Consider the following 16,267-nt stretch of genomic DNA (forward strand, 5'->3'; position numbering starts at 1 on the left):
ACCACCGTAGTGTTTAGATAATACGGTTGTGATTGCTGCTGTTAAAGTTGTTTTACCGTGGTCAACGTGGCCGATTGTACCCACGTTTACGTGCGGTTTTGTACGTTCAAATTTTTCTTTAGACATTGCTAATGTTTCCTAAGAAGTGCGGTATAAAAATCATGTTTTATACCGCTGGTTTACAAAAATTATTTTTTACGCGCTTCAATTACTGCAGCAGCAACACTTGTTGGCGCTTCAGCATATTTTAACGGTTCCATTGAGTATGATGCACGACCTTGAGTTTGTGAACGTAAGTCTGTTGCATAACCGAACATTTCTGAAAGTGGAACCTCAGCATCGATCTTAACAACGAACTCATTCGCTTCTTGACCGTTCACCATAGCACGACGACGGCTTAAGTCACCAATTACATCACCAACATATTCAGGTGGAGTTTCAACTTCAACTTTCATAATCGGCTCAAGTAATACTGGGTTTGCTTTTGCGAATGCTGCTTTAAATGCTAAAGATGCAGCAAGTTTAAACGCTAACTCAGATGAGTCCACATCATGGTATGAACCGAAGTGTAAACGTACACCAAGATCAACTACTGGGTAACCAGCTAATGGACCAGATTTAAGCTGTTCTTGGATACCTTTATCAACCGCAGGAATGTATTCACCAGGGATTACACCACCTTTGATTTCATTTACGAATTCGTAACCTGGGCCTTCTGGATCTAATGGATATAAGTCAATAACAACGTGACCATATTGACCACGACCACCAGATTGTTTTGCATGTTTACCTTCTACATCATTAACACGAGTGCGGATAGTTTCACGATAAGATACTTGTGGTTTACCGATGTTAGCTTCCACTTTAAACTCACGTTTCATACGGTCAACGATGATATCTAAGTGTAACTCACCCATACCAGAAATAATGGTTTCACCAGATTCTTCATCAGTGTGAACACGGAATGAAGGGTCTTCTTGTGCTAAACGACCTAATGCTAAGCCCATTTTTTCTTGGTCAGCTTTAGTTTTTGGTTCTACCGCAACAGAGATTACTGGCTCTGGGAATTCCATACGCTCAAGGATGATTGGTGCTTCAATTGCACATAATGTATCACCAGTAGTTACATCTTTTAAGCCGATAGCAGCTGCAATGTCACCTGCACGAACTTCTTTAATTTCTTCACGTTTGTTAGCGTGCATCTGTACGATACGACCAAAACGTTCGCGTTTTTGACGTACAGAGTTTAATACTGTGTCACCAGAATTAATAACACCAGAATATACACGGAAGAAGGTTAAGTTACCTACAAACGGGTCAGTTGCAATTTTAAATGCTAATGAAGAGAATGGTTCTTCATCACTTGCATGACGTTCGCCTTCAGTTTCATCTGGATTGATACCTTTAATAGCTGGAATATCTGTTGGCGCTGGTAAATATTCAACAACGGCATCTAGCATAGCTTGAACACCTTTGTTTTTGAATGCAGAACCACAGGTTACTAAGATAATTTCACTTGCTAATACACGCTGACGTAATGCAGACTTAATTTCTTCTTCAGTTAAGTCTTCACCGCCTAAGTATTTCTCCATTAATTCCTCAGACGCTTCAGCTGCTGCTTCTACAAGGTTTTGACGCCATTCTTCACAGTCTGCTTGCATATTTGCAGGCACATCTTCATAGGTAAATGTCATACCTTGATCTGCTTCATTCCAGTTAATCGCTTTCATTTTGATCAAGTCAACAACACCGGTGAAGTTATCTTCTGCACCAATTGGAAGTTGAAGAGGAACTGCGTTAGCACCTAAACGAGTTTTCAATTGCTCAACTACGCGTAAGAAATTTGCACCAGTACGGTCCATCTTGTTTACGAACGCAATACGTGGCACTTGATATTTGTTAGCTTGACGCCATACAGTTTCAGATTGTGGTTGAACACCACCAACCGCACAGTAAACCATTACCGCACCATCAAGAACACGCATAGAACGTTCTACTTCAACAGTAAAGTCTACGTGTCCTGGAGTATCGATAACGTTGATGCGGTGTTGTTGGAACTGTTGTGACATACCAGACCAGAATGCAGTTGTTGCCGCAGAGGTAATGGTAATACCACGCTCTTGTTCTTGTTCCATCCAGTCCATCGTTGCGGCACCATCGTGCACTTCACCGATTTTGTGGCTAACACCAGTATAGAATAAGATACGCTCAGTAGTAGTGGTTTTACCCGCATCAATATGCGCACTGATACCGATATTACGATATCTTTCAATAGGGGTTGTACGAGCCATTATTATAACCTTGTTTATTTAATATCAGTTTATATAAGGGTAAGGCTTCATCAATGATGAAGCCCTTTAAATTCAAAAACTTATTACCAACGGTAGTGAGCAAATGCTTTGTTAGCTTCAGCCATGCGGTGAACATCTTCACGTTTTTTCACTGCTGCACCTTTATTATCTGAAGCATCAGATAATTCGTTTGCAAGGCGTAAAGCCATTGATTTATCACCACGTTTACGTGCTGCTTCAACGATCCAACGCATACCTAATGCGTTACGACGTACAGGGCGCACTTCAACTGGTACTTGGTAAGTAGAACCACCAACACGACGAGATTTAACCTCAACAGTTGGACGTACGTTTTCAAGTGCAACTTCAAACGCTTCTAAAGGCTCTTTACCTGTGCGTTGTGCTAAAGTTTCTAAAGCACCATAAACGATTGATTCAGCAACGGATTTTTTACCGTCTACCATGATTACATTAATAAATTTTGCAAGTAATTCTGAACCGAACTTCGGATCTGGAAGAATCTTGCGTGCTTCAACACTACGACGACGTGGCATTGCGAATTTCTCCGTATTTTAATCTTCAGGATATCCAAAACCCATCAGCAATATTTCTCATTGAGAAAATTTGCAGCGCAAAGCGCTTTTTGACTGGAGTTTATGGTTTAAATTGTTTTGCTAATTTAGACGTTTGGCCTTACTTAACGGAGAACCATTAAGCTTTAGGACGTTTAACGCCGTATTTAGAACGACCTTGTTTACGATCTTTAACGCCTGCGCAGTCTAATGCACCGCGTACTGTGTGGTAACGCACACCCGGTAAGTCTTTAACACGACCACCACGGATTAATACAACACTGTGCTCTTGAAGGTTGTGACCTTCACCACCGATATAAGAAGTTACTTCAAAACCGTTAGTTAAGCGGATACGACATACTTTACGTAACGCTGAGTTTGGTTTTTTAGGAGTTGTAGTATATACACGAGTACATACACCACGTTTCTGCGGGCAAGCCTCTAATGCAGGAACGTTGCTTTTTACAACCTTTTTCACACGCGGTTTGCGTACTAGCTGGTTGATAGTTGCCATTAAAAAAGCTCCAGTTTAAATGTTATTCAATAATAGAATGTTGTTCAAAAAATCTACTTCCATACAGAAATAGACGGCGAATTTTAATCGTTCTGAGGTTTATTGTCAATAATTAAACAGTGCCAAAGATCCGTGAAAGGATCTTTCGTTGCGTACAAAAACGCTTCCCAAATTCACCGCACTTTTTTATTCAAAATGCCAAACCAATTGCCCCAGCGAAATGACAGTTTTATAATTTCTACTTAATTAGTATTAAATTATAATGATTATGTTACGCTCGCTCCAATTTCACTTACGCTATTTCTTCCATAAAAAACTACGCCAAACACACAGAATTTCCCACAAAAGTTTAGAATTTATCTGCCTAATTATAGGTGCGACATTTGTCTCACTCTTTTCATTTTGCTTTGCGAAATTATCTGATCTTGGCCTAGAATTAAACGCTCACTGGTCATCTAAATATCCTATTGCAGTTTGGTTTGTTTTACCCCTAGGCATGGCTTGCCTGACTTGGTTTACAAAAAAATATACTCCATATGTTGGAGGAAGCGGTATTCCGCAAGTCATTGCATCAATTAATCTTCCTCATAGTAGCTATAAAACCAAATTAGTTGGATTCAGCCAAACTATTTGGAAAATTCCTCTTACCTTTCTAGCAATGCTTATTGGCGCATCTGTTGGACGTGAAGGACCATCGGTACAAGTTGGCGCAGCTGTTATGCTTGCGTGGGGAAATTATTGTAGAAAACATAATTTAGCATTTAGAGGATTAAGCACCAATGAATTACTTGCTACAGGTGCAGCAGGTGGGCTTGCAGCAGCCTTTAATGCACCTTTGGCTGGCGTGATATTTGCGATTGAAGAACTTGGACGTGGCGTAATGTTACGTTGGGAACGACGTGTATTGATGGGCGTATTAGCCGCAGGTTTTATTCTTGTCGCGATTCAAGGAAACAGCCCTTATTTTCCAAGCTATCAAGGGGCAACATCTGTTTCTTATCTCTATCTTTGTCTTGCAATTTGTGGGGTGGTTTGTGGCATTCTAGGTGGCATATTTGGACGATTATTAGCAAAAGGTCTCGCAGGATTATCACCTGATAAATGGCGAGGCTGGGTTCGCCAACATCCTATTTATATTGCTTTATTATTGGGTTTAGTGCTTGCCGCACTCGGCAGTTACACTCACGGACAAACTTATGGTACTGGCTATGAGGTTGTTGCACACGCTTTAGAAGGGCAGTCCATAGATCCCGAAATTGGCATCCTTAAACTTTTGGCAACGGTGGCCACTTATTGGAATGGTATTGCCGGTGGTATCTTTACCCCATCACTAACAACAGGAGCGGGCATTGGCGCAATGCTTTGGGATCTCAGTGGCGGTATGGTCGATCAACGTTTTTTAGTAATTTTATGTATGGCGGCGTTTTTAGCTGGCGGCACACAATCTCCAGTTACCGCCAGTGTTGTTGTAATGGAAATGACAGGTGCACAACCCGTTCTCATTTGGCTCTTGATTTCCAGCATTATTGCATCCATAATCTCGCGCCAATTTAGTCCAAAACCATTTTACCACTTTGCTGCAGGCCGTTTTCGCCAGCAAATGCAAGCTCGCCAAGCCGAAGAATTACGCAGCAAAACCGAACAAGAGAAATAAAAATGCCTCAAAATCTACCGCACTTTTACCGCGGCCGTTTTTCTGTTGCGCCAATGTTAGATTGGACAACACGCCATTGTCGTTATTTTCATCGCCAATTTTCAAAACATGCATTACTTTACACTGAAATGGTCACCGCACCTGCGATTATCTATGCCAAATACGATCACTTGGATTTTGATTTACAAGAAAATCCCGTTGCGTTACAGCTGGGAGGAAGCGATCCTGAACAACTAAAATATTGCGCAAAACTTGCTGAGGAACGAGACTATCACGAAATTAATCTTAATGTAGGATGCCCTTCTGATCGCGTACAAAATGGAATGTTTGGTGCTTGCTTAATGGCAAAAGCAGATTTGGTGGCAGACTGTGTAGAACAAATGCAAAGTGCGGTCAAAATTCCAGTCACGGTGAAAACGCGTATTGGCATTGATGAATTAGACAGCTATGAATTTTTATGTGATTTTATTGAAAAGGTTCAAGGAAAAGGTTGCCAAGAGTTTATTATCCACGCACGAAAAGCTTGGCTTTCAGGATTAAGCCCGAAAGAAAATCGAGAAATTCCGCCATTAGATTATGCTCGGGTGTATCAACTAAAACGTGATTTTCCACATCTAACTATCGCAATTAATGGTGGCATAAAAACCATTGAAGAAATGAAGCAACATTTGCAATATGTAGACGGCGTGATGGTTGGGCGAGAGGCCTATCAAAATCCAAGTTTACTTGGGCAAATTGACCAAGCCTTATTTGATCCTAACGCACCAATTGTTACCGCTCATGAAGCAGTACAGTCAATGCTTCCTTATATTGAACAACAACTTAGCCAAGGCATACACCTTAATCATATCGTCCGCCATATGTTAGGCGCATTCCAAAATTGCAAAGGTGCTCGTCAATGGCGACGCTATTTAAGTGAAAATGCGTTTAAACAAGGTGCAGGAGTTGAAGTAGTTGAAACCGCCTTAAGCTTTGTAGAAAACGAATCATAAAAAACAAAATAAGCCGCAAAAGTGCGGCTTATTTTTCAGCGATTTTTCTTACGCAATACGCATTTGAAAAATCACCAATTCAGCTTGGCAACAGAAAGTGAAATCTGCCCTTAATAAATAGCCATCATCCACTTTTGTAATTTCAGATTGAATTTCACAAGGTTCACTTTCTACATCACGCGCTTTCTGAGTAAAAAATGCGAGCGCTTCTTGCGCTTGTTCTTCACTGTCATAAACATATTCAATAACCTGACTACAATCACGATTATCGAAAAGTGATTTCATATCAAATGTGTTACAACCTACACATTCAATCGGTTTTTCAGTTTGAATCGCCATAATATTATCCCTTTTATTCAGATTATTTTGCAGCAACAAAACCTACTGCTTCATACACTTTTACCAAGGTTTCTTGCGCTTTTGCACGCGCTTTTTCCGCTCCTTGTCGTAAGATATTATCTAATAAAGCTTCATCATTACGATATTGATGGAAACGTTCTTGTAAACCAGCAAGTAAAGTTGATACTTCATCCGCTACTGCTGTTTTTAAATGTCCGTACATTTTACCTTCAAATTCTTTTTCAAGCTCAGCAATTGGCTTATCCGTAACCGCAGAAAGAATATCTAAAAGATTGGATACCCCCGCTTTATTTTGCACGTCATAACGAACAACAGGCGGCTCATCTGAATCTGTTACGGCACGTTTAATTTTCTTCGCTACAGATTTTGGATCTTCCAAAAGTGTCACCACGTTGTTGCGGTTATCATCTGATTTTGACATTTTCTTTTCAGGATCTTGCAATGACATAATACGCGCCCCTGCTTTTCCAATGAAAATTTCAGGAATGGTGAAAATATTGCCATAGAGCGCATTAAAGCGGTTTGCAATATCACGCGTAATTTCTAAGTGTTGTTTTTGGTCATCGCCAACAGGCACGCTTTTTGCTTGATAAAGTAAAATATCCGCCGCCATTAACACAGGATAATCAAACAAACCTACGTTAATATTTTCTGCATAACGCGCTGATTTATCTTTAAATTGGGTCATTCGGCTCATTTCACCGAAATAGGTGTAGCAGTTTAACACCCAGCTTAATTGCGTGTGTTCTGGAACATGAGATTGAACAAAAATAGTACTTTTATTTGGATCAATTCCGCACGCTAAATAAAGTGCAAGCACATCAAGCGTTGCTTTGCGAAGGGCAACAGGATCTTGACGAACAGTGATTGCATGTAAATCAACTACGCAGAAAATACATTCATAATCTTCTTGCATCTTCACCCAGTTGCGCAACGCGCCCAAATAATTTCCGATAGTTAATTCACCAGAAGGCTGCACGCCACTAAAAACAATTGGTTTTGCCATAATCAATCCTTAATACCTTAAAACTGTTCGCACATCATACCAGAAACTCTAGGCTTTTTTAATGTTCGAGTTCAAAAGCTAGGTTAAAAATGCTATATTTAACGAAAACGTTTTCCTAATATTTTCTAATGAAAAACTACCACGATATTGTTCTTGCCCTTGCTGGCGTGTGCCAATCAGCAAAATTGGTTCATCAACTTGCAACAGAAAGTCGAGCAGATTCAGATACATTTTTAACCGCACTTAATAGCCTTTTCATTACCCAACCACAACGAATCGAAGATGTTTTTGGTGGCGAAGTTCGTCATTTAAAATTAGGTCTAGAAACCTTAATTCACCAGCTCAATGCACAAGGCGATCAAAATTTAACTCGCTATTGGTTAAGCCTTTTGGCATTAGAAGGAAAATTATCGAAAAATCCCGATGCCAAACAAACATTGGGCAATCGAATTTCTCGCCTAAAAGAACAAGAAATTCATTACGCTCGCGATAGTGAAACAATGTTATCTATTATGGCAAACATTTACAGCGACGTTATTAGCCCATTGGGCAAAAAAATTCACATACTAGGCTCGCCTGATTATTTGCGACAAGAACTCGTGCAAAATAAAATTCGTGCAGTTTTACTTGCAGGCATTCGCTCTGCCGTGCTGTGGAAACAAATGGGTGGAACAAAATGGCAAATTTTATTTTTTCGCAGAAAATTACTTGCCACCGCAAAACAGATTTATTCTTCTATTTATTAATACAATTCTGGAGCAAACATTTATGCAACTCTCTACACTGACCGCACTTTCCCCTCTTGATGGTCGTTATCAAGATAAAGTAACTCCATTACGCGCTATTTTTAGCGAATTCGGGTTAATGAAATTCCGTGTAGCTGTGGAAGTTCGTTGGTTACAAAAATTAGCTTCAACGGCAGACATTACCGAAGTACCGCCATTTTCTACGCAAGCAAATGCTTTTTTAGATGGAATTATGGCTAATTTTAATGAGACAGATGCTGCGCGTATTAAAGAAATTGAGCGCACAACTAATCACGATATGAAAGCCGTTGAGTATTTTCTGAAAGAGAAAATTCAAAATAAACTGGAACTAGTGAACGTGTCCGAATTTATTCACTTCGCTTGCACCTCAGAAGATATTAACAACCTCTCTCACGCGTTAATGTTAAGCACCGCTCGTGACGAAGTGATTTTACCAGAATGGAAAAAACTGATTGATGAAATCACTCGTCTTGCAGAAGAATATAAAACGATTCCATTACTTTCTCGCACACATGGCCAACCAGCTTCACCAAGCACAGTGGGCAAAGAAATGGCGAATGTCGTTTACCGTCTAAAACGTCAATTTAAACAACTCCAAAACGCGGAAATCTTAGGTAAAATCAATGGCGCGGTAGGTAACTACAATGCGCATTTATCGGCATATCCTAATATTGATTGGCATAAATTCAGCGAAGAATTTGTCACTTCATTAGGTATTCAATGGAATCCTTATACCACGCAAATTGAGCCGCACGATTACATCGCTGAATTTTTTGATGCTGTAGTACGCTTTAATACCATTATCATTGATTTTGATCGGGATTTATGGGGGTACATTGCATTAAATCACTTCAAACAACGAACTATTGCAGGCGAAATTGGTTCTTCTACCATGCCACATAAAGTCAATCCAATTGATTTTGAAAACTCAGAGGGCAATCTGGGATTAGCCAATGCAGTGATGACCCACTTAGGTCAAAAGTTACCAATTTCTCGCTGGCAGCGTGACTTAACAGATTCAACCGTATTACGTAATTTAGGCGTAGGATTAGGTTATTGTTTGATCGCTTATGCTTCAACTCGCAAAGGCATTAGTAAACTTGAAGTAAATCAACCGCACTTATTAGAAGAACTCAATCAAAACTGGGAAGTTTTGGCTGAACCAATTCAAACCGTAATGCGTCGCTATGGAATAGAAAAACCTTACGAAAAATTAAAAGAATTAACGCGAGGTAAACGAGTGACAGAACAGGCTATGCGTGAATTTATTGATAAGTTGGATATTCCACAAGAAGAAAAATTACGTTTACAAAAATTAACACCCGCTACTTATATTGGGGCTGCAGTGGAATTAGTAGAGAAGCTATCATAGGAATTTGGCTCTTTTTCCAACAATATCCTTTACAAGAACATAGCTTTTCTCTATAATCTTGCGCCTGTGTTAGTCAATCTAACAAATTTCTGGTTGGTGCTTGACCTATTCAAGCCCCATCCAAGACCGTAGGGGAGTAATCTTAATTATCCTACGTAGATGGTGAACAGAATAAGAATTTTTCTTGCTTCTGGGCGCCGAAGTCATCCTAGTCTTAGGATTAGGTAAATTAATTCCGAGTAATCGGAGTGTATTCAGGAGCTAAAAGCCAATGGCATTAAATCTTCAAGACAAACAAGCAATTGTTGCTGAAGTAAATGAAGCAGCCAAAGGTGCACTTTCAGCAGTAATCGCGGATTCACGCGGTGTAACTGTTGAGAAAATGACTGAATTACGTAAATCAGCACGTGAAGCTGGCGTTACAATGCGTGTAGTTCGTAATACTTTATTACGTCGCGCAGTTGAAGGCACAGATTACGAATGCTTAAAAGATACGTTTGTAGGTCCAACACTTATCGCGTTCTCTAACGAACACCCGGGCGCAGCTGCTCGTTTGTTCAAAGAGTTTGCTAAAGCAAACGATAAGTTTGAAATTAAAGGTGCAGCCTTTGAAGGTAAAATCCAAGATGTTGAATTCTTGGCAACATTACCAACTTACGAAGAAGCGATTGCACGTTTAATGGGCACAATGAAAGAAGCTGCAGCAGGCAAACTTGCTCGCACCTTCGCGGCATTACGCGACAAATTACAAGAAGCAGCTTAATCATTAAGCGTTTCTTACTTCATCTAACTTTATTTATTTTAGGAATTGATTGTTATGTCATTAACTAACGAACAAATCATTGAAGCGATTGCTTCAAAAACTGTAACTGAAATCGTTGAATTAATCGCAGCGATGGAAGAAAAATTCGGTGTTTCAGCAGCGGCAGCAGTAGCAGCAGCTCCAGCAGCAGGCGGCGCAGCGGCAGCAGAAGAAAAAACTGAATTCGACGTAATTCTTGCAGCAGCTGGTGCTAACAAAGTAGCAGTAATCAAAGCAGTACGTGGTGCAACTGGTTTAGGCTTAAAAGAAGCTAAAGATTTAGTTGAATCTGCTCCAGCAGCATTAAAAGAAGGTGTTTCTAAAGAAGAAGCTGAAGCACTTAAGAAAGAATTAGAAGAAGCTGGTGCACAAGTAGAAGTTAAATAATTTCTCTTTTAACCACTTTAAAATTCAGAAAACCGATGGGAAACCATCGGTTTTTCCTATCTATAAAGCCACAACTTCCTTAATTTAAAAACTTATCATCTTCTCCTTTCTACGATAAAATATCTCCTATTATTATTGATAAATAAAGAGAAAATCTATGACTACAAAAGCATTAAGTGCGGTAATTTTAGCAGCCGGAAAAGGAACGCGTATGTATTCCGATTTACCTAAAGTTCTACATACAATCGCTGGTAAACCAATGGTAAAACATGTAATTGATACTGCTCATCAATTAGGCGCAGAAAATATTCATTTAATCTATGGTCACGGTGGGGACTTAATGCGTACCCATCTTGCAAATGAACAAGTAAATTGGGTATTACAAACAGAACAACTTGGTACTGCACATGCAGTTCAACAAGCGGCACCTTTCTTTAAAGATAACGAAAATATTGTTGTACTTTACGGCGATGCACCATTAATAACTAAAGAAACACTAGAAAAATTAATTAAAGCAAAACCAGAAAATGGCATTGCATTGCTTACCGTAAATTTAGATAACCCAACAGGCTATGGACGAATTATTCGTGAAAATGGGAATGTTGTAGCAATTGTAGAACAAAAAGATGCAAATGCTGATCAACTAAATATTAAAGAAGTAAATACTGGCGTTATGGTATCTGATGGTGCAAGTTTCAAAAAATGGCTAGCTCGTGTAGGCAATAATAATGCTCAAGGCGAATATTACTTAACGGATCTTATTGCTCTTGCAAACCAGGATAATTGCCAAGTTGTTGCGGTACAAGCAACAGATATCATGGAAGTTGAAGGTGCAAATAATCGCTTACAATTAGCCGCACTTGAACGTTATTTCCAAAATAAACAAGCCTCCAAATTACTACTTGAAGGCGTAATGATCTACGATCCTGTTCGCTTTGACCTGCGTGGAACATTAGAGCATGGAAAAGATGTGGAAATCGACGTTAATGTTATTATCGAAGGTAGTGTTAAACTCGGCGATCGCGTAAAAATTGGCGCAGGTTGCGTATTAAAAAATGTTGTTATTGGCAATGATGTAGAAATAAAACCCTATTCAGTGCTAGAGGATTCTGCGGTGGGAGAAAAAGCCGCAATTGGTCCATTTTCTCGTTTACGCCCAGGTGCAGAACTTGCAGCTGAAACGCATGTCGGTAACTTTGTAGAAATTAAAAAATCTACCGTTGGTAAAGGTTCTAAAGTAAATCACCTGACCTATGTTGGCGATTCAGAAATTGGCTCAAATTGTAATATTGGTGCGGGTGTCATCACCTGTAACTACGATGGCGCAAATAAATTTAAAACGATCATCGGTGATGATGTGTTTGTGGGATCGGATACACAATTAGTCGCGCCAGTAAAAGTCGCAAATGGTGCAACTATTGGTGCTGGGACAACAATTACACGCGATGTAAGTGAAAATGAATTAGTGATTACACGAGTTCCTCAACGCCATATTCAAGATTGGCAACGACCAACAAAGAAAAAATAAAATAGCATAAAAAAATCCTACGTTTTATCGCAGGATTTTTTTATAAACCGATTTTACAAATCGTAATTAAAGCTATATAAAAAATGACCGCACTTAATACCAATAATTTAAAAGCCAATTTTGGCTTTCTATGATGTAGACAATATAAAATTCGAGCTACTACCGCAAGAATAATAGGATAAATCCAAAAAAATATTGAGAATAAATTAACTTGCCAAGTTTCCAAGCTAGGATTTTTATCAAATGTAGTTGAAAGCAACAGAGCCATCGGACATAACAATACAGGGGCACAAAAAATAGCTAATCCCCAGGAAAATAAACTAAAACCACGAGGCAAAGATTGTCTTGTCATAATTTAAAATTTTACAAATAATAGATAATTACAATATAACAAATACTGTGATTATTAGAAAGTAAGTAGAAATCAATAGACTTGAATAAAATGAAATGGCGCACCCGAAAGGATTCGAACCTTTGACCGCTCGGTTCGTAGCCGAGTACTCTATCCAGCTGAGCTACGGGTGCGTAGATGATGCTTTAATTATTCATAACCAATTTAATAAGATAGAGCCGTTTTAAAATGGCGCACCCGAGAGGATTCGAACCTCTGACCGCTCGGTTCGTAGCCGAGTACTCTATCCAGCTGAGCTACGGGTGCAGAATAAATAAAACAAACAATGGCGGTGAGAGAGGGATTCGAACCCTCGATGGAGCTTTTTAACCCCATACTCCCTTAGCAGGGGAGCGCCTTCAGCCTGCTCGGCCATCTCACCACGATCGGTGTGAGCGGTATAATACGTTTTTTAGAAAATATGTCAAACCATTTTTTGAAAAACGTACCTGTTTGAATATTTTATCTACACATTAAATATATTCTTGAATAAAAATCTACTCATCATTCAAAAATACTAAAATCTTAGATATTGTTTCCCGTCTTAATTCATCTTGCTCAAATAACACCTCATGTTTCGCGTTCAATACAACTTTACACTGAGCATTCGGAAAAAGTGCGGTTAATTTTTCAAGATTTTTGTTATCTACTATTTTTTCTTTTTCGGCTTGTAAAATTAGGATTGGAATTTCAATCTTAGGAATAACTTTCGGCAAACGTTTAATGGCATTCAAACACAAATGTACCCAACGGAACGTTGGTCCGCCAAGATGAATTGCTGGATTCTTACGATTAACACGATTCATCCATTTCATTCTGTTTTTACAGAAACTTAGTTCATTGTATTCCAAGTGGGCTTGTTGATAAGCCCCTTTACCAAAAACATAACGCTCGCTCTGCCCTAACATATTCATTAGGGCAATAATCAGTTCATCTCTAATAGGGTGTTTTAAAGGAATACCGTAAAAAGGCGAAGAAAGCACGGCTTTATTAATGCGATGATCATAATTAGCCAAATAATAGGTTGCAATCAATGCGCCCATTGAATGAGCAAGCAAATGCTGCGTTGAATAGCTGAAAAGTGCGGTTACTTTTTCGATGATTTTCGCCATATCATCGACATAGAAACGAAATTCGTCTAAATGCCCTTTTTCAGAATCCTTCAACAAATGGGTTGAATAGCCTTGACCACGGTGATCAAATAGCAACACATCATAGCCTTGATGATAAAAATCATAAGCTGGCTCTGACCATTTCAACATATTTTCAGCACGACCATTCACTAAAATCATCAATTTTCTATCCGCACTTTTTGCGTGGATTAAATGACGATAAGCGATTTGAACATTATTTTTGCCAGTGAAATATTGCGTTGAAAATTGATTAAAAAAAGGTAACAGTTTGGTAAAGACAAATTGAGTAAAGTAGGATTCTCGATTCATAAGTTTTTAGATGGGATACATCAACGCATACAAAAGAAAGAAAAAGTGCGTGAGATTTTACTTCACGCACTCTGCCAATTATGCAACCAATTGTTTTAAGATACGGCGAACTGGCTCTGCTGCCCCCCATAATAATTGGTCACCCACAGTAAAGGCAGCCAAGTATTCTGGTCCCATTGCCAATTTACGTAAACGACCAACCGGTACGCTTAATGTACCCGTTACTTTAGCTGGCGTTAATTCACGCAATGTACTTTCTTTGTCGTTTGGAATCACTTTCACCCATTCATTATGTGATGCAATAATTTGTTCGATTTCTTCTAATGGTAAGTCTTTTTTCAGTTTAATAGTGAATGCTTGGCTATGGCAACGTAATGCACCAATACGCACACATAAACCATCCACAGGAATTGGATTGTCGCTTAAACCTAAAATTTTGTTGGTTTCTGCATAACCCTTCCATTCTTCTTTAGTTTGTCCGGTTTCTGGAAGAAGTTTGTCAATCCAAGGGATTAAGCTGCCACCTAATGCGGCACCAAAGTTTTCTGTTGGGAAGCTGTCAGCGCGCATTTCAGCGGTGACTTTACGTTCAATGTCTAAAATAGAAGAGGCCGGATCGGCTAATTCTGCGCTTACGGATTTTTCTAATAAACCCATTTGTGAAAGTAATTCACGCATATTTTTTGCGCCAGCACCTGAAGCCGCTTGGTAAGTTGCCACAGAAATCCATTCCACCAAATCTTTTTCAAATAGACCGCCGATAGCCATAAGCATTAAGCTTACGGTACAGTTCCCGCCCACGAAAGTTTTAATGCCTTTTTTCAACCCTTCAGAAATCACATGTTGATTTACCGGATCAAGCACGATAATTGCGTCATCTTTCATGCGTAGTGCAGAAGCGGCATCAACCCAATAACCGTCCCAACCTGTTGCTTTTAATTTTGGATAGACTTCATTGGTGTAATCGCCTCCTTGGCAAGTCACGATAATGTCTAATTTTTTCAGTTCTTCAATATCGAATGCATTTTTAAGTTCGCCTGCATCCTTGCCACCAAATACAGGGGCTTTTTGACCTGCTTGTGAAGTTGTAAAAAATACGGGATTAAGATTCGCAAAATCATTTTCCTGCAACATACGATCCATTAATACGGAACCCACCATTCCGCGCCAGCCGATAAAGCCTACATTTTTCATTATTGTTTCCTTAGTTCGTTGTGTTTAAATAGAATTATTAATTACAAGATAGCGTTAGCAAAATCAAGTATTTTTCATGGAAATTTACATTTTGCGAAAGAAATTAAATAAGAAATAAAAAAGAGCAGTCAATTTAAAAGAAAATTTAATTTGACCGCTCTTTTTCTAGTTATCTACTTCGACACTTATCACACCTTCTTCCGCTTTCAACAATGCATACGCATCTTTCAACATTGTGGAATCAATGGAAAAACAGCGAATTTGTAGCCGCACTTCACCACTACTTTGATCTTTCACCTGTATATGTTCAATACGATACTGATTGTTTACTAACAATTGGGTGACTTTTCCAATACTTTCTGCACTATTGACAAGAATATTGAATTTTGTCCGACGACGTTGTGATTTACGATGAACCCAACGTTGTACCAACGGACTTAATCGAATAGACACCAAAATCATCACCGTCGCAATGACCGCATCAAACACGAAGCCCGCACCAGCGGCAATACCGATCCCCGCAGAAGCCCAAATAATCGCCGCAGTGGTTAAACCTGAAATCGCATCATTTTTCTTATGCAAAATCACTCCTGCACCTAAAAAACCGATGCCGCTAATCACTTGAGCCGCAAGACGCATCGGATCCGTACGAATATTTTCTGAAACTTGCGCATAATGCTCTGCGGCTTGAATCGAAACAATGGTTAGCACACAAGTGGTGACGGCAATAATGGCGCAAGTTTTTACACCCACAGGTTTGCGCTTAAGCTCACGCTCTAAGCCAATAACACTGCCAAGCACCATCGCCAATAGCATTTTGCTAAAAATAATTAAGTGATAAGGATCGAAAAGTGCGGTTAAAAGTAAAGATGAATTTTCCATAATGATAAAAATGAGTACGACATAATCGTCTATTCTACATCACTTAGCTTAAAATCTTTACCCTTCCAAGCCTTTAATTTATCGCCTTTCTTGCGAAAATTGAGTAAAATCTT

At 39.3% G+C, this 16,267-nt stretch carries 17 protein-coding genes and 3 tRNA genes; 7 read left to right on the top strand and 13 right to left on the bottom strand.

Going from position 1 to position 16,267, the window contains the following annotated elements:
* From LIX50_RS08445 to rpsL, 4 genes are all read right to left on the bottom strand, one after another.
* A partial coding sequence (locus LIX50_RS08445; RefSeq protein ID WP_239992769.1) for a GTP-binding protein occupies positions 1-126 on the bottom strand: 126 nt, incomplete at its 3' end.
* A gap of 62 nt (positions 127-188) precedes the next feature.
* Complete coding sequence (gene fusA, locus LIX50_RS08450; RefSeq protein ID WP_005638535.1) at positions 189-2,291, bottom strand: elongation factor G; 2,103 nt, start codon at positions 2,289-2,291, stop codon at positions 189-191.
* Between the two features lie 83 nt (positions 2,292-2,374).
* Entirely contained in the window at positions 2,375-2,845 is a 471-nt protein-coding gene (gene rpsG, locus LIX50_RS08455; RefSeq protein ID WP_005626581.1) for a 30S ribosomal protein S7, read from the bottom strand.
* Between the two features lie 157 nt (positions 2,846-3,002).
* The gene (rpsL, locus tag LIX50_RS08460) at positions 3,003-3,377 is read right to left on the bottom strand and encodes a 30S ribosomal protein S12 (protein ID WP_005543325.1); all 375 of its coding nucleotides are present in this window, start codon (positions 3,375-3,377) and stop codon (positions 3,003-3,005) included.
* Between the two features lie 268 nt (positions 3,378-3,645).
* On the opposite strand from rpsL, the gene LIX50_RS08465 reads away from it, so the two are divergent.
* Positions 3,646-5,031, top strand: coding sequence for a chloride channel protein (locus tag LIX50_RS08465; protein WP_140578714.1), 1,386 nt, complete (start codon positions 3,646-3,648; stop codon positions 5,029-5,031).
* Positions 5,032-5,033: 2 nt separating this feature from the next.
* Entirely contained in the window at positions 5,034-6,023 is a 990-nt protein-coding gene (dusA, locus tag LIX50_RS08470; protein WP_048953339.1) for a tRNA dihydrouridine(20/20a) synthase DusA, read from the top strand.
* A 48-nt stretch (positions 6,024-6,071) separates the two neighbouring features.
* On the opposite strand, the gene LIX50_RS08475 is transcribed toward dusA, so the two are convergent.
* Entirely contained in the window at positions 6,072-6,362 is a 291-nt protein-coding gene (locus LIX50_RS08475; protein WP_048953340.1) for a YfcZ/YiiS family protein, read from the bottom strand.
* Positions 6,363-6,384: 22 nt separating this feature from the next.
* A complete protein-coding gene (gene trpS / locus LIX50_RS08480) occupies positions 6,385-7,389 on the bottom strand; it encodes a tryptophan--tRNA ligase (RefSeq protein WP_048953341.1) in 1,005 nt (334 codons plus the stop codon).
* Between the two features lie 128 nt (positions 7,390-7,517).
* On the opposite strand from trpS, the gene hflD reads away from it, so the two are divergent.
* The 5 genes from hflD to glmU all read left to right on the top strand — a co-directional run bounded on the left by hflD (position 7,518) and on the right by glmU (position 12,245).
* Positions 7,518-8,135, top strand: coding sequence for a high frequency lysogenization protein HflD (gene hflD / locus LIX50_RS08485; RefSeq protein WP_005638526.1), 618 nt, complete (start codon positions 7,518-7,520; stop codon positions 8,133-8,135).
* A 22-nt stretch (positions 8,136-8,157) separates the two neighbouring features.
* Positions 8,158-9,528 carry an adenylosuccinate lyase gene (purB, locus tag LIX50_RS08490; protein ID WP_048953342.1) on the top strand — a complete coding sequence of 457 codons (1,371 nt, stop codon included), beginning with the start codon at positions 8,158-8,160 and terminating at the stop codon, positions 9,526-9,528.
* Between the two features lie 271 nt (positions 9,529-9,799).
* A complete protein-coding gene (gene rplJ, locus LIX50_RS08495; RefSeq protein ID WP_005626605.1) occupies positions 9,800-10,291 on the top strand; it encodes a 50S ribosomal protein L10 in 492 nt (163 codons plus the stop codon).
* 54 nt (positions 10,292-10,345) lie between these two features.
* Positions 10,346-10,717 (top strand): 50S ribosomal protein L7/L12, encoded by a 372-nt coding sequence (gene rplL / locus LIX50_RS08500; protein WP_005626607.1) that lies wholly within the window; start codon positions 10,346-10,348, stop codon positions 10,715-10,717.
* Between the two features lie 157 nt (positions 10,718-10,874).
* A complete protein-coding gene (glmU, locus tag LIX50_RS08505) occupies positions 10,875-12,245 on the top strand; it encodes a bifunctional UDP-N-acetylglucosamine diphosphorylase/glucosamine-1-phosphate N-acetyltransferase GlmU (protein ID WP_048953343.1) in 1,371 nt (456 codons plus the stop codon).
* Positions 12,246-12,285: 40 nt separating this feature from the next.
* Here the strand turns inward: glmU and LIX50_RS08510 are convergent, their stop codons facing one another.
* The 7 genes from LIX50_RS08510 to LIX50_RS08540 all read right to left on the bottom strand — a co-directional run bounded on the left by LIX50_RS08510 (position 12,286) and on the right by LIX50_RS08540 (position 16,154).
* Entirely contained in the window at positions 12,286-12,597 is a 312-nt protein-coding gene (locus tag LIX50_RS08510; protein WP_080351552.1) for a DUF5389 family protein, read from the bottom strand.
* A 96-nt stretch (positions 12,598-12,693) separates the two neighbouring features.
* Positions 12,694-12,770, bottom strand: a tRNA-Arg gene (locus tag LIX50_RS08515).
* A 56-nt stretch (positions 12,771-12,826) separates the two neighbouring features.
* Positions 12,827-12,903, bottom strand: a tRNA-Arg gene (locus tag LIX50_RS08520).
* 20 nt (positions 12,904-12,923) lie between these two features.
* Positions 12,924-13,018 (bottom strand) — tRNA-Ser (locus LIX50_RS08525).
* Between the two features lie 115 nt (positions 13,019-13,133).
* A complete protein-coding gene (locus tag LIX50_RS08530; RefSeq protein WP_048953344.1) occupies positions 13,134-14,078 on the bottom strand; it encodes an alpha/beta fold hydrolase in 945 nt (314 codons plus the stop codon).
* 78 nt (positions 14,079-14,156) lie between these two features.
* Complete coding sequence (asd, locus tag LIX50_RS08535; RefSeq protein ID WP_048953345.1) at positions 14,157-15,272, bottom strand: aspartate-semialdehyde dehydrogenase; 1,116 nt, start codon at positions 15,270-15,272, stop codon at positions 14,157-14,159.
* A 165-nt stretch (positions 15,273-15,437) separates the two neighbouring features.
* Positions 15,438-16,154 (bottom strand): MgtC/SapB family protein, encoded by a 717-nt coding sequence (locus LIX50_RS08540; RefSeq protein WP_048953346.1) that lies wholly within the window; start codon positions 16,152-16,154, stop codon positions 15,438-15,440.
* Positions 16,155-16,267 lie beyond the last annotated feature (113 nt).

Origin of the sequence: Haemophilus sp. Marseille-P9675 (assembly GCF_916862695.1) — a bacterium.
GTDB classification, from domain to species: Bacteria; Pseudomonadota; Gammaproteobacteria; order Enterobacterales; family Pasteurellaceae; genus Haemophilus; species Haemophilus haemolyticus_K.

Excerpts from the sequence above, each read along its gene's own strand:
- purB (WP_048953342.1), top strand. The coding sequence starts at position 8,158 with ATGCAACTCTCTACACTGACCGCACTTTCCCCTCTTGATGGTCGTTAT.
- LIX50_RS08510 (WP_080351552.1), bottom strand. The coding sequence starts at position 12,597 with ATGACAAGACAATCTTTGCCTCGTGGTTTTAGTTTATTTTCCTGGGGA.
- LIX50_RS08540 (WP_048953346.1), bottom strand. The coding sequence starts at position 16,154 with ATGGAAAATTCATCTTTACTTTTAACCGCACTTTTCGATCCTTATCAC.
- LIX50_RS08465 (WP_140578714.1), top strand. The coding sequence starts at position 3,646 with ATGTTACGCTCGCTCCAATTTCACTTACGCTATTTCTTCCATAAAAAA.
- hflD (WP_005638526.1), top strand. The coding sequence starts at position 7,518 with ATGAAAAACTACCACGATATTGTTCTTGCCCTTGCTGGCGTGTGCCAA.
- LIX50_RS08475 (WP_048953340.1), bottom strand. The coding sequence starts at position 6,362 with ATGGCGATTCAAACTGAAAAACCGATTGAATGTGTAGGTTGTAACACA.
- rplJ (WP_005626605.1), top strand. The coding sequence starts at position 9,800 with ATGGCATTAAATCTTCAAGACAAACAAGCAATTGTTGCTGAAGTAAAT.
- rpsL (WP_005543325.1), bottom strand. The coding sequence starts at position 3,377 with ATGGCAACTATCAACCAGCTAGTACGCAAACCGCGTGTGAAAAAGGTT.
- rpsG (WP_005626581.1), bottom strand. The coding sequence starts at position 2,845 with ATGCCACGTCGTCGTAGTGTTGAAGCACGCAAGATTCTTCCAGATCCG.
- asd (WP_048953345.1), bottom strand. The coding sequence starts at position 15,272 with ATGAAAAATGTAGGCTTTATCGGCTGGCGCGGAATGGTGGGTTCCGTA.
- rplL (WP_005626607.1), top strand. The coding sequence starts at position 10,346 with ATGTCATTAACTAACGAACAAATCATTGAAGCGATTGCTTCAAAAACT.
- fusA (WP_005638535.1), bottom strand. The coding sequence starts at position 2,291 with ATGGCTCGTACAACCCCTATTGAAAGATATCGTAATATCGGTATCAGT.
- LIX50_RS08530 (WP_048953344.1), bottom strand. The coding sequence starts at position 14,078 with ATGAATCGAGAATCCTACTTTACTCAATTTGTCTTTACCAAACTGTTA.
- trpS (WP_048953341.1), bottom strand. The coding sequence starts at position 7,389 with ATGGCAAAACCAATTGTTTTTAGTGGCGTGCAGCCTTCTGGTGAATTA.
- glmU (WP_048953343.1), top strand. The coding sequence starts at position 10,875 with ATGACTACAAAAGCATTAAGTGCGGTAATTTTAGCAGCCGGAAAAGGA.
- dusA (WP_048953339.1), top strand. The coding sequence starts at position 5,034 with ATGCCTCAAAATCTACCGCACTTTTACCGCGGCCGTTTTTCTGTTGCG.